The sequence below is a fragment of the Pseudonocardia kujensis genome (genome assembly GCF_021283305.1).
Taxonomy (GTDB): Bacteria; Actinomycetota; Actinomycetes; order Mycobacteriales; family Pseudonocardiaceae; genus Pseudonocardia; species Pseudonocardia kujensis.
This window is the reverse complement of sequence record NZ_JAJSOK010000072.1, coordinates 1-12,461: the sequence shown is the minus strand read 5'-3', so window position 1 is coordinate 12,461 and position 12,461 is coordinate 1. Positions and strand designations below refer to the sequence as shown.

General features: G+C 74.7%; 11 protein-coding genes. 2 read left to right on the top strand and 9 right to left on the bottom strand.

All coding sequences use genetic code 11. From position 1 onward, the window contains the following. Positions 1–3 precede the first annotated feature (3 nt). From dnaE to LWC35_RS32415, 4 genes are all read right to left on the bottom strand, one after another. Positions 4–3,534, bottom strand: a complete 3,531-nt coding sequence (gene dnaE, locus LWC35_RS32430) for a DNA polymerase III subunit alpha (RefSeq protein WP_232874251.1) — start codon at positions 3,532–3,534, stop codon at positions 4–6. Positions 3,535–3,881: 347 nt separating this feature from the next. Next, the gene (locus LWC35_RS32425) at positions 3,882–5,054 is read right to left on the bottom strand and encodes a glycosyltransferase (RefSeq protein WP_232874249.1); all 1,173 of its coding nucleotides are present in this window, start codon (positions 5,052–5,054) and stop codon (positions 3,882–3,884) included. Next, positions 5,051–5,932, bottom strand: a complete 882-nt coding sequence (locus LWC35_RS32420; protein ID WP_232874247.1) for a hypothetical protein — start codon at positions 5,930–5,932, stop codon at positions 5,051–5,053. The genes LWC35_RS32425 and LWC35_RS32420 overlap by 4 nt, the downstream gene beginning before the upstream one ends. After that, a complete protein-coding gene (locus LWC35_RS32415; RefSeq protein ID WP_232874245.1) occupies positions 5,929–6,582 on the bottom strand; it encodes a DUF998 domain-containing protein in 654 nt (217 codons plus the stop codon). Before LWC35_RS32415 ends, LWC35_RS32420 begins: the two co-directional genes overlap by 4 nt. A 103-nt stretch (positions 6,583–6,685) precedes the next feature. Here LWC35_RS32415 and LWC35_RS32410 point away from each other — a divergent pair, with 103 nt between their 5' ends. Next, complete coding sequence (locus tag LWC35_RS32410; RefSeq protein WP_232874243.1) at positions 6,686–6,829, top strand: hypothetical protein; 144 nt, start codon at positions 6,686–6,688, stop codon at positions 6,827–6,829. 308 nt (positions 6,830–7,137) lie between these two features. On the opposite strand, the gene LWC35_RS32405 is transcribed toward LWC35_RS32410, so the two are convergent. From LWC35_RS32405 to LWC35_RS32390, 4 genes are read right to left on the bottom strand one after another with little or no spacing between them, the layout of a single operon-like run. Continuing rightward, positions 7,138–7,863: a hypothetical protein gene (locus LWC35_RS32405; protein WP_232874241.1), complete on the bottom strand. Its 726-nt coding sequence runs from the start codon at positions 7,861–7,863 to the stop codon at positions 7,138–7,140. Further along, entirely contained in the window at positions 7,856–8,740 is an 885-nt protein-coding gene (locus LWC35_RS32400) for an RluA family pseudouridine synthase (protein ID WP_232874303.1), read from the bottom strand. The genes LWC35_RS32405 and LWC35_RS32400 overlap by 8 nt, the downstream gene beginning before the upstream one ends. Positions 8,741–8,777: 37 nt before the next feature. Next, complete coding sequence (gene lspA, locus LWC35_RS32395; protein ID WP_232874239.1) at positions 8,778–9,344, bottom strand: signal peptidase II; 567 nt, start codon at positions 9,342–9,344, stop codon at positions 8,778–8,780. An 8-nt stretch (positions 9,345–9,352) separates the two neighbouring features. Beyond that, complete coding sequence (locus tag LWC35_RS32390) at positions 9,353–10,858, bottom strand: potassium/proton antiporter (protein ID WP_232874237.1); 1,506 nt, start codon at positions 10,856–10,858, stop codon at positions 9,353–9,355. A gap of 265 nt (positions 10,859–11,123) precedes the next feature. Here LWC35_RS32390 and LWC35_RS32385 point away from each other — a divergent pair, with 265 nt between their 5' ends. Further along, on the top strand, positions 11,124–11,534 hold the full coding sequence (locus tag LWC35_RS32385) for a hypothetical protein (protein WP_232874235.1): 411 nt from the start codon (positions 11,124–11,126) through the stop codon (positions 11,532–11,534). 8 nt (positions 11,535–11,542) lie between these two features. Here LWC35_RS32385 and LWC35_RS32380 read toward each other — a convergent pair whose 3' ends face one another. Further along, positions 11,543–12,301, bottom strand: a complete 759-nt coding sequence (locus LWC35_RS32380; protein WP_232874233.1) for a class I SAM-dependent methyltransferase — start codon at positions 12,299–12,301, stop codon at positions 11,543–11,545. Between the last annotated feature and the right edge of the window lie 160 nt (positions 12,302–12,461).

The following is a 12,461-nucleotide window of genomic DNA, read 5'->3' as shown; positions in this document are numbered from 1 at the left end:
GGGTCAGCCGAGGCAGCCGGGGCCCAGGAGCGCCTTGAGGTCGCCCATCAGCGCCGGTGTGTTGGTGACCTTGAGGGTGTCGGCCAGCTTCCAGTGCGTGACCTTCGTGCCGTAGACCAGCGACAGGTGCACCTCGGAGGTGCCCGGGTGGTGGGTGAGCACCTCCTTGAGCTGGGCCACCCGTTCCGGGGTGCACAGCTCGGTGCGCAGGCTGACCTTGACCGGCAGCCCCGCCTCGCCCGCGGCCTGCAGCTCGGGGACGGCGAGGTCGTTGGCGATCAGGGAGACCCGGTCGTCCCGCTTGTTGACCCGGGCCTTGACCAGCACGATCGCGTCCTCCGCCACGTCGACGCCCACCACCTGGTAGGCCCGCGGGAAGAACAGCACCTCGATGCCACCGGCGAGGTCCTCGATCTGGGCCGACGCCCAGGGCTCGCCGTTCTTGTTCACCCGGCGGTTGACGTTGGTGAGGATGCCGCCGACGGTGACCTGCGCGCCCTCGCCGACCGTGCCCTCGAGGATCGCCGGGATCGGGGTGTCCGCCTTGGCCGAGAGGGCCTGCTCCACACCGTCGAGCGGGTGGCCGGAGACGTAGAGGCCCAGCATCTCCCGCTCCACGGCGAGCTTGTGCTTGGTGTCCCACTCCTCCTCGGGCACCTTCACGTCGAAGATCCCGCCGATGTCCGACTCGTCGCCGCCGGAACCGTCGAGCGAGCCGAACAGGTCGAACTGGCCCATCGACGCGGCCTTCTTGCTGCTCATGATCGCGTCGATCGCGTCCGCGTGGACGAGCAGCAGGCCCTTGCGCGAGTGGCCCAGCGAGTCGAAGGCGCCGGCCTTGATCAGGGACTCGATGACCTTCTTGTTGCAGACCACCGCGTCGACCTTGCGCAGGAAGTCGGAGAAGTCGGTGAAGTCGCCCTTCTCCTTGCGCGCGGCGACGATCGCGTCGACGACGTTGAAGCCGACGTTGCGGATCGCGCCCAGGCCGAACCGGATGTCGTCGCCGACCGGGGCGAAGTTGCGCACCGACTCGTTGACGTCCGGCGGGAGGACCTTGATGCCCAGCCGGCGGCACTCGCCGAGGTAGACGGCGGCCTTGTCCTTGTCGTCCCGGACCGAGGTGAGCACCGCGGCCATGTACTCGGCCGGGTAGTTCGCCTTGAGGTAGGCGGTCCAGTAGGAGACGACGCCGTACGCGGCGGAGTGCGCGCGGTTGAAGGCGTAGTCGGAGAAGGGCAGCAGGATGTCCCAGAGCGTCTTGACCGCGGCCTCGGAGTACCCGTGGTCCTTCATGCCCTGGGCGAACCCGGCGTACTCCTTGTCCAGGATCTCCTTCTTCTTCTTGCCCATCGCGCGGCGGAGCAGGTCCGCCTTGCCGAGCGAGTAGCCCGCGAGCTTCTGGGCGATCGCCATGACCTGTTCCTGGTAGACGATCAGGCCGTAGGTCTCGCCGAGGATGTCCTTGAGCGGCTCCGCCAGCTCCGGGTGGATGGGCGTGACCTCTTGCCGCCCGTTCTTGCGGTCGGCGTAGTCGTTGTGCGCGTTGGCGCCCATCGGCCCGGGCCGGTAGAGCGCGCCGACGGCGGAGATGTCGTCGAACTCCGTGGGGGCCATGCGCCGGAGCAGGTCGCGCATCGGTCCGCCGTCCAGCTGGAAGACGCCGAGCGTGTCGCCGCGGGCGAGCAGGTCGTAGGTCTTCTGGTCGTCCAGCTCGACGGACTCGATCTCGAGCTTCGGCTTGCCGTTGAGCTCGATGTTCTCCAGCGCGTCGTCGATGATGGTGAGGTTGCGCAGGCCGAGGAAGTCCATCTTCAGCAGCCCGAGCGTCTCGCAGACGCCCATGTCGAACTGCGTGATGATCGCCCCGTCCGCCTCGCGGCGCTGGATCGGGATGACGTCGATCAGCGGCTTGCTGGACATGATCACGCCGGCGGCGTGCACGCCCCACTGCCGCTTCAGCCCCTCCAGGCCCCGGGCGGTGTCGATGATCTCGCGGACCTGCGGGTCCGCCTCGTACAGCGCGCGGACCTCGGTGGCCTCGGCGTAGCGCTTGTGGCCGGGGTCGAAGATCCCGGACAGCGGGATGTCCTTGCCCATGACGGCCGGCGGCATGGCCTTCGAGATCCGGTCCGCCACGGAGTAGCCGGGCTGGCCGAACAGCACGCGCGCGGAGTCCTTGATCGCGGCCTTCGCCTTGATCGTGGAGTACGTGATGATCTGGGCGATCCGGTCCTCGCCGTACTTCTCCGTGGTGTAGCGGATCATCTCGCCGCGCCGGCGCTCGTCGAAGTCCATGTCGATGTCGGGCATGGAGATGCGCTCGGGGTTGAGGAAGCGCTCGAAGATCAGCTTGTGCCGGATCGGGTCCAGGTCGGTGATCTCGAGGGCGTACGCGATGAGCGAGCCCGCCGCGGAGCCACGGCCGGGGCCGCACCGGATGCCGACGGACTTGGCGTGCTGGATGAGGTCCGCGGTGACCAGGAAGTACCCGGGGAAGCCCATCTGGATGATCACGCCGAGCTCGTACTCGGCCTGCCGGCGGTACTGCTCGGTGACGCCGCCCGGGAAGCGCTTGTGCAGCCCCCGCTCGACCTCCTTGATCAGCCACGACTCCTCCGTCTCCCCCTCGGGGACGGGCGCGCGCGGCATGAGGTCCTGGTGGCCGAACGACACGTCGACCCGTTCGGCGATGGCCAGCGTGTTGTCGCAGGCCTCGGGGTGGATCGGGTCCCACATCGCGCGCATCTCGGCGGCCGACTTCAGGTAGAAGTCCTGCGCGTCGAACTTGAAGCGGTTGGGGTCGGCGAGGGTCTTGCCCGTCTGCACGCAGAGCAGCACCTCGTGCGGCTTCGTGTCGTCCGGGTACGTGTAGTGCAGGTCGTTGGTGGCGACACCGGGGAGGTCGAGCTTCTTCTTCAGCGCGAAGAGGTCCTCCTGGACCCGCTTCTCGATCTCGATCCCGTGGTCCATCAACTCGCAGAAGAAGTTGTCCCTGCCGAAGATGTCCCGGTAGTCCGACGCGGCCTGGCACGCGTCGTCGAAGCGGTCCTGCTGCAGCAGGCGGGCCACCTCGCCGGACGGGCAGCCGGTGGTGGCGATGATCCCCTTGCCGTAGGTCTCCAGCAGCTCCCGGTCCATGCGGGGCTTGTAGTAGTAGCCCTCGAGGCTGGCCAGGCTGGAGAGCCGGAAGAGGTTGTGCATCCCCTCGGTGTTCTCGGCCAGCAGCGTCATGTGGGTGTACATCTCACCCGGGTTGTCGTCGCTGACCGTCTGCCCGCCGAGGGTGGCGCGCTTGCGCTCGTGCCGCGAGCCCGGGGCGAGGTAGCCCTCCATGCCGATGATCGGCTTGACCCCGGCCGCGTTGGCCTTCTTCCAGAACTCGTACGCCCCGTAGACGTTCCCGTGGTCCGTCATGGCCAGCGCGGGCATCTCCATCCGCGCGGCTTCGGCGAAGAGGTCGTCGAGCCGGGCCGCACCGTCGAGCATGGAGAACTCGGTGTGCGTGTGGAGGTGGACGAAGGAGTCAGTCATGGTCCGCTCCGCTGTTCCCGCTCGCCGGGGCCATCTGTTGTCGAGACTCCCTTCACGCGCTCGCGCGCGGGTGGTGCGGCGGACCCGCGAGGGCCCGACGGCGGCCGCCCGGCCGCCCTCGGGGTACGGCGTCCGGGTGCACGGCCGGCGACCGGGCGGTGGCCCGTGCGGTGCCGGCGGATGTCGGGTCCCCGGGTCCGGGGGTGCGGCCAGACTAGCCCCGGCCACCGACAGTTCCGTGACCGCCGCCGGGCCCGCCGCGAACCCGCAGCTCACCGCGCCGGGGTGTGTCGGGGACCCGGCGCGTCGCCCTCTCCCGGGCGTGTCGCGGACGTCGGGGGCTTCGGTCAGGCGGCCAGGGCGGGCGCCGCGGACCGGGCGGCGACCCGGCCGTAGAGCTCCTCGAACGCGTCGAGCGTCGCCTCGAGGGCGTGCCCGGCGACCAGCTCGCGGGCCGCCGCACCCATCCGCCGGCGGGCCGCCGGGTCGCCCAGCAGCGCGGCGAGGACCGAGGCCAGGACGTCGACGTCGCCGGGCGGGAAGAGCCAGCCGGTCCGGCCGGGCCGGACCAGGTGCGGCAGCGCCATCGCGTCCGCCGCCACCACCGGCTTGCCCGCCGCCATCGCCTCCAGGGTGACCAGGCTCTGCAGCTCGGCGACCCCGGGCATGCAGAACACCGCGCACCGGCGGTACGCCGCGAGCAGGGTCTCCTCGTCGACGAACCCGTGGAACACCACGCGGTCGCCGAGACCCAGCTCCGCCGCCAGCCGCTGCCACGCGCCGCGCTCGGCGCCGTCGCCGACGATCTCGAGACGGACCGGTGCCGTCAGCCGGGCGGTGGCGCGCAGCAGCTCGTCGACGCGCTTCTCCTGGTCCAGGCGCCCGACGAACAGGACCGTCGGGGTCGGGTCCTCCCGACCGCCGGCGTAGCGGGCCGCGTCGACGCCGCAGGAGATCGCGGTGGCCGGCAACCCGGTCGAGCGGGTCAGCAGGTCGACGGCGCGGGGCGTGGGCGCGGTCAGCGCGTCGGCACGGCCGAGGACCCGCCGGACGTCGTGCCACGCGAGCCGGGCCGCGAGCCGGTGCAGGGCACCGGGGACCCGGGCGTGCGCGACCAGGTTCTCCGGCATGAAGTGGTTGGTCGCGACGAGCGGGACCCCGGTGGCCGACGCGGCCGCCGCCAGCCCGCGCCCGACCGAGAAGTGCGCCTGCACGTGCACGACGTCCGGGTCCACCTCCGCCAGCACGGTCGCCGCCGCCGGGCCCGCGACCCACGGGAGGCACACGCGGAAGTTCTCGTGCAGCGGGTACCGGTGGGAGCGCACCCGGTGCACGGTCACGTCGCCGTCCACCTGGCCGTCGAGGCCGAAGCGGTGCACGGCGGACGGGCCGTCCGGCGACGGGGCGGCCACGTGCACCTCGTGGCCGCGGCCGGCCAGGCCGGTGGCCAGGCGTTCGGCGAACCGGGCCGCGCCGTTGACGTCGGGCGCGAAGGTGTCGGCGCCGAGCAGGATCCTCACGTCGGTACCTCTCTCGGGGTGGAAGGGCGGGTGGGTGCGTGCGGGACGGGCCGCCGGGCCGCGTCCGGGTGGTGCCGGGCGAGCAGGGCGACGCCCGCGGCCGCGACCGCGCCGGCGCCGAGCAGGAGGGCGACGCCGGCGGCGCCGAGCCCGCCGGCCTCGCCGAGCAGGGCGGCCCCGAGCCCCGTCGCCACGAGCGGGTCGACGACGGTCAGCGCGGCCACCACGACCGCGGGCGGACCGGCCGCGAAGCCCTGCTGCACGAGCCAGCCGCCGGCGGCCAGCGCGACGGCCAGGGCGGCGGCCGCGCCGAGCAGCGTGCCGACCTCGGCGGTCCCCAGCTGGACGGAGACCGCCCGGAGCAGCGCGGAGACCAGGCCGAACGCCACGGCGCCGGCCGCGGCGAAGGCGACGCAGCGGCCCCTGCCGCCGGTCCGGGCCGCGACGACGGCGAGGGCGAGCCCCGCGGCGGCGGTCGTGGTCCCGGAGAGCAGGAGGAAGCGGCCGAGATCGGCGGGCGCGTCCGGCGTGGCCGCGGCGGCGGTCCGGACGACGAGCGCGACCCCGGCCACGCACAGGGCGGCGCCGGCGACGACCCGCAGGGGCGGCCGTCGGTTCCGCAGGCTGAGCGCGACCGCGATCGGGACGGCCAGGACCCCGACCGGCTGCACGACGCTCACCGGGGCGAGGACCAGGCCGAACGCGTGCAGCCCGGCGCCCGCGGCGGCCAGTCCGGCGCCGGCCAGCCAGCGCGGCCGGGCGAGGAGCTCGCGCAGGTCGACGCGGCGCCGTGGCGCGATCGCCCCGTGCTGGAGCACGGCGGCGCCGGCGAAGCAGAGGGCACCCGCCACGGCGAGCAGGAGGGCGGACGCGGTCATCGGCCAGGCTCCGGGGTGGCCGAAGGGCGCAGGGCGAGGACGGTCGTGATCAGCAGCGCGGTCACCGCCCCGTACAGAACCCGTTCCACCCCACCCAGCAGGGGAAATGCGGGTGAACCCGCGACGACGATCGGCAGATGGGCGAGGAGGAACGTCCCGGACAGGGCGGCGGTGAGGAGGGCCAGCGCGACGACGCGGCCCCGCGCGGCGTCGCGGACCGCGGGCCCGCGGGCCAGGAGCAGGACCGCGAGCGGCAGGACGGCGAAGATCCACGCCCCGGCGTAGCGGTGCACGGCCGCGGAGAGGTCGGGCGGGGTGCCCGGCACGTTGGTGGGGACGACCCCGGCCACGACCATCGCCGCCGCCCAGCTCGCCAGCAGCGCGACGGGGGCGCGGGACGCCCCCGCCCGCGCCGCCGCGCCCGCGAGCACCGTCGCCGCGAGGGCCAGCGCGGCCGCCGCGATCGCGAGCACCAGGTGACCGCCGGGCAGCAGGACGTAGTCGCTCACCGTGTGCACCAGCGGGTCCACGGCCGGGGAGTGCAGCGCCCCGGCCACGTGCAGGACCACCACCGCCCACGCCGCCACCGCCACCCCCGCCGCCACCAGCGCCGCGGGGAAGGTGAGGGCGCGGCGCGCAGGGCGGGACACCGGCGGGCACGCACCTGATGCCGGTGCGGCCACCGTCGGCGCGGCCACTTTCGGTGCGGCCACCGTCGGCGCGGCCACTTTCGGCGCGGCCACCGTCGGCGCGGTGACTTTCGGTGCGGCCACCGTCGGCGTGGCGGCCGCCGTGCGGTGGGCCGCCGGCACCGCCGCAGCCTGCGCCGTCGCGATCGTGGTGGTGGGTGCGACCACCGCCGCCGCGCCCGCCTCGCTCCCCCGCTGGTTCACGTGATCAACGCTCGCAGCGCGGCGGCTCCGCCGGAATCCGGTGATCCACCGAGCCGACCCGGGGGTCACCCCGACCTTTCCCGGGGTTGCCCGCCCCACCGTCGGCTCCGGCGCTCGGGAGCGCTCCTCGTCGGCGGGAGCCGAGAGGACGCCGGTGCTTCACCCCGGTGTGCCGGCCAGAACGCGCGGCGGAACCTGGGCGGCGTCGGCGACGGCAGCCTCCCCGGGGGCGGCCTCGCCGGGAACGGCGTCACCGGGAACGGGGTGGGTGGGTCGTACACCCGCGACGGCCGGGGCCCGCCGGGTGAGCGGTCAGGGAACCGGGCCGTCGTCGGGGAGGGGGGAAGCGGCGGTGGTCTGCTCCGGCAAGAGCGGGGAGAGGGCCAGCTCGGGGGCCGTGACCCCCGCCGGGGCGGCCTCCACCGCCCGCACGCCCGGTGCCCCCGCCAGCGCCTCGAGCCCGGCCCGGTCGGCCGGGACCACCAGCGCCACCACGCACGCACACGGTCCCGTGTAGGCCGCCGCCTCCGCCCGTGCGACCGCGGCGGGGCGGTCGGTCAGCCGGGAGGCGTCGGCCTCGGCACCGTGTCCCGCGCGCTGCCGGGCGGTGTCGAGCGCCGCCGCGACCGGGGCGCCCGCGGGAAGGGGCTCGAAGCGCAGGGCGGTCTGCACCCGCGGGATCGGCACCCGGAACACCACCTCGGCCGGTGTCGTCGACCCGACCAGCGCGGCCGCGTCGTCCGTGGTGAGCTCGCGGTCGAGCTGCACCAGCGCCAGGGCCCGCTCCCCCGGCGCGGGCAGGGTCGCGGGCAGCCTGGCGAGGTAGTCCGCCACGGCCTCGCCCGAGTCGGGCCCGAGCCGCACCTGCCCCTGCGCGACGGCGGGCCCGCGTCCGGCGGACAGCGACCGGGACTGCGCGGTCGCGTACCCCACGGCGACCAGTACCGCGAGCACGCACACGACGATCAGCCAGCGCCGCCCCCGCCGGGTGAGCAGGCCACCCCCGTCGGAGGAGTCGGGGTCGTCGGGCTCAGTCACGCAGCCGCTCGAGCGCCCGGGCGAGATCGGCCGGGTACTCGCTGGTGAACTCCACCCACCGGCCGTCGGCCGGGTGCTCGAAGCCCAGTGAGCGGGCGTGCAGCCACTGCCGCTGCAGCCCCAGCCGCTTGGCCAGCGTGGGGTCGGCGCCGTAGGTCAGGTCACCGACGCACGGGTGCCGCAGCGCGGAGAAGTGCACCCGGATCTGGTGCGTGCGCCCGGTCTCGAGGTGCACGTCGAGCAGCGACGCCGCCCGGAAGGCCTCGATCGTGTCGTAGTGCGTGACGCTCGGCTTCCCGCCCGCCACCACCGCGAACTTGTAGTCGTGCTTGGGGTGCCGGTCGAGGGGCGCGTCGATGGTTCCGCTGGTCGGGTCCGGGTGGCCCTGCACGACGGCGTGGTAGCGCTTCTCGACCGTGCGCTCCTTGAACGCGCGCTTCAGCACGGAGTACGCGTGCTCGGACTTGGCGACGACCATCACGCCGGTGGTGCCGACGTCGAGCCGGTGCACCACGCCCTGCCGCTCCGCGGCGCCGGAGGTCGACACCCGCACGCCGAGCGCGGCCAGCCCGCCGACGACGGTCGGGCCGGTCCACCCCGGGCTGGGGTGCGCCGCGACGCCGACCGGCTTGTCGACGACCACGATGTCGTCGTCCTCGTGGAGCACCGTCATGCCGCCGACCAGCTCCGGCGGCGCGGTGATGACCGCCGGGGCCGCGGGCTCGGGCAGCTCGACCTCGAGCCAGCTGCCGGCGGTGAGCCGGTCCGACTTGCCGGCGGCGCGGCCGTCGAGCGCGATCATCCCGTCCTCGGCGAGGGTCGCGACGACGGTCCGGGACAGGCCCAGGAGCCGGGACAGGCCGGCGTCGACCCGCATCCCGTCGAGGCCGTCGGGCACCGGGAGCTGGCGGAGGTCACTCACCGGCCGGCTCCCGCTCCGCCGCGCCCGCCCGGCTGCCGTCGAGCTCCCGGCCGGTCAGCGCGAGCAGGACCAGCGCGATCCCGCCGCAGACGATGCTCGAGTCGGCCAGGTTGAACACCGGGAAGAACGAGCCGTCCGTCCGCACCACCGAGATGATGTCGACGACGTGGCCCTGCAGCGGCCCCGGCGCGCGGAAGATCCGGTCCACCAGGTTCCCCAGCGCACCGCCGAGCACGAGCCCGAGCGCGATCGCCCAGCCCACCGACCGCAGCTTCCGCGAGATCCGGATGATCACCACGACCACGCCGAGCGCGATGATCGACAGCACCCAGGTGTAGCCGGTGGCCATGGAGAAGGCGGCGCCCGGGTTGCGGACCAGGACCAGGTTGACCAGCCCGCCGAGCAGCCGCACCGGCGGCCGGTCCTCCAGCGTCGCGACCGCGAGGACCTTGGTCAGGATGTCCAGCAGCAGGACGACCGGCGCCACGAGCGCGAGCACCCAGACCCGGCGTGGCGGGAGGGGGGCGGTGTCGGTGCGCTCGGCCAGCTCGTCGGTCACACCTTCGATTATGCGGGCCTTCCGGGGCCGTCCGGACGGGGGCCGGGATCGGTGTCCCGCCAGCGCACCAGCGCGCCGCCCCGGTCGACGGCCCGCAGCCGCTCCTCGGTGCGCTCGCGGACTTCGGCGGTGGCCACCACGAGCAGCTGGTCGTGCTCGCGCAGCCGCGTCTGCCCGTGGGGCGTGAAGGCCTGCTCGCCGCGCACGACGAGGCTGACCGTGGCCCCCACGGGCAGCCGGAGCTCGCGCAGGTACACCCCGCGCAGCCGCGAGCCCGCCGGGATCCGCACCTGCAGCAGGTCGGCGTGCAGCTCGTCGAGCGGGGCGGCGTCGACCTCGACGTCCTTGGCCTCGACGGGCTGGGCGACCCGCAGCAGCCGCGCCACCCAGGGCAAGGTCGTGCCCTGCAGCAGGGTGAGGATCACGACGAGCACGAACACGACGTCGACCAGGTTCGCCGCGCCGGGCGCGCCCTCGACCAGGGAGATCAGCGCGAGCACGATCGGCACCGCGCCGCGCAGCCCCGACCAGGACAGGAACGCCTGCTCCCGCCACGGCACCCTGAACGGCAGCGCGGCCGCGACCACCGAGATGGGCCGGGCGAGCACGAGCAGGACGCCGGCGGCGATCAGGGCCGGGACCACGGCGTCGACGAGGCGGGCGGGGCTGACGTAGAGGCCGAGCAGCACGAACAGCCCGATCTGGGCCAGCCAGCCGGTGCCCTCGGCGAAGGACAGCACGCCCCCGCGGTGCGGCAGCCGCGAGTTGCCCAGCACGAGCGCGCAGACGTATGTGGCGAGCAGCCCGGACGCATGGGCGAGCTGCCCGGCGGAGAACGCGAGCACGCACACGGCCAGCGCCGCGAGCGGGTACAGGCCGGTCGCCGGCAGGGCCGCCCGGCGCAGCGCCCAGCCGCCGCCGAACCCGAGCGCGAGCCCGATCAGCGCGCCCGCGAGCAGCTCGTAGACGACGAGCAGCGGGGTCATCCAGGTCAGCGGGTCGTCCGAGGCGAGGAGCAGGACGGCCAGGACCACGGGGGCGTCGTTCATGCCGGACTCGAGCTCCAGGGCACCGGCCAGCCGCGGCGAGACCCCGACCCCGCGCAACACGCTGAACACCGCGGCCGCGTCGGTCGAGGACAGGACCGCGCCCCACAGGAACGCGACCCGCCAGTCCAGCCCGAGCGCGTAGTGCAGCGCCGTGCCGGCCACGACGATGCTCACGACGACGGCGATCGTCGAGAGCCCGACGCCGATCCCGAGCGACGGCCGCACCGCCTGCCAACGGGTGGTCAGCCCGCCCTCGACGAGGATGAGCACGAGCGCGGCGAGGCCGAGGTTCTCGGTGAGCGCGGCGTTGGAGAACTGCACGCCCAGCACGGCCTCGCCCAGCAGGATGCCGATGCCGAGGTAGAGCAGCAGTGAGGGCAGGCCGAGCCGGACGGACACACGCACGGCGAGCACGCCGATCAGCAGGACCGCGGCGACGACGCCGAGCAGGACCTCCAGACTCATCCCCACCCCCGGCTCGTGCGCGAATCACCCTATCCGCGCAGGTCAACCGGCCGTCAGGCGGGTGCCGGCACCGTGGGGCGACGAGGCGCGGTGTACCGCGCCCGGCCCTCGCGCAGGATGGTGGCATGCCGCCGCCCGCCGCGACGATCGCGCCACGGCGTCCGCGGCGTGTCCTCCCCCGGTGGTGGGGCCTGGTCCCGGCGGTGGTCCTGCTCGTGGCCACGAACGTGCTGGTCGGTGTGGTGTGGCCGGCCTGGGCGGTGCCGTGGAAGGTCGTCGGGGTGGCGCTGCTGCTCCTCCTCGCCGGGCGTACGGCCTCGGGTGGGACGACCTCGGCCTCGGCCGCCGGCACCTCGGGCGCGGCCTGGCCCTCGGCGCGCTCACCGTCGCGCTCGTCGCCGTGGTCTCCCTCGTCGGGATCGCGCTGCCGGCCACCCGGACCGCCTTCGAGGACACCCGCGCGGCGGGCACCGTCGGTGCGCTCCTCCACGCGGCGCCGGTCCGCTTCCCGTTCGGCACCGTCCTGCTGGAGGAGATCGCCTTCCGCGGGGGTGCCGCCCGGGCTCGTCGGCGGCGGCTGGTGGCGGCGCACGCTGGTCGCGTCGGCGCTGTTCGGGCTCTGGCACATCGTCCCGTCACCGGGCCTGAGCGGCGCGGGTGTTCGCCTGGTTCCTGATCACGTGATCAGGGGCGCCACACCAGCGTGGCCGCGGTGCGCGTGCGCGGCGGGACCGTCCCAAGCGCCGCGGCGACCTCGGGCTCCCGCTCCGGCGGCAGGCAAAGTCGCCGGGTGACCCACTCCGGGGCGTGCGGGGCGCTCCGCTCCCGCTCCCAGCGCGTGACCTCCGGTTCGACGCCCAGCTCCCGCAGCACGGCGACGGCGTCGTCGACGGTCGCGGGCTCGGGCCGCCGCAGGCCGTGGAAGCGCGCCCAGAGCGGGTCGAGCCAGGCCATCGGGTGCTCGGACAGCATCTCGACCACGACGCCGCGCCCGGCCGCCGCGGTCAGCGCGTCGAGGAAGCGCGGCAGGTCGACGACGTTGTGCAGCACGTGGTGCGACACCACGACGTCCGCGGTGCCGACCTCCCCCGCCACGTCCGGCCAGGGGCCGAGGACGGTCCGGACGGGCACGCCGCGCACGGCGGCGCCCGCCTCGAACAGGTCGAGCATGTCCTGCTGGCTGTCGACGCCGGTGGCGTACGTCATCGGCCCGACCAGGGCGAACGCCGCGTCGCCACCGCCGCACCCGACGTCGGTCACCGTGCCCGACGCGCCGAGCAGGGCCAGCCCGGCCGCGCGGGAGGGCGTGTCCGCCGGGACGTCGGGCGCGGTGAAGTCGGCGGGGTTGTGCCCCCACGGGCTCACCGGCGCCTGCGCCAGGATCTCCGCCGGGACACCCCGGCCCGACTGCAGCTCACTCCACCGCGCGGCAGCACTCCCCACGGCGGTCACCCTAGCCACCCCTCCTGCCCGCGAGTCGGCGGTTTCGGGCGACCGGGTGGGCGATCCGGGAGCTCCCGGGATCGCACACCCGGTGGACGAAAAGTGCCGGCTCGCGGGTCAGGGGGTGGCGACCGCGACCCGGACCTCGGCGTTGCTCCCC

What these genes read in the sequence shown, in the direction of transcription:
- dnaE (WP_232874251.1), bottom strand. Translation starts at nt 3,534, where the DNA reads ATGACTGACTCCTTCGTCCACCTCCACACGCACACCGAGTTCTCCATG.
- LWC35_RS32420 (WP_232874247.1), bottom strand. Translation starts at nt 5,932, where the DNA reads ATGACCGCGTCCGCCCTCCTGCTCGCCGTGGCGGGTGCCCTCTGCTTC.
- LWC35_RS32400 (WP_232874303.1), bottom strand. Translation starts at nt 8,740, where the DNA reads ATGCGGGTCGACGCCGGCCTGTCCCGGCTCCTGGGCCTGTCCCGGACC.
- LWC35_RS32390 (WP_232874237.1), bottom strand. Translation starts at nt 10,858, where the DNA reads ATGAGTCTGGAGGTCCTGCTCGGCGTCGTCGCCGCGGTCCTGCTGATC.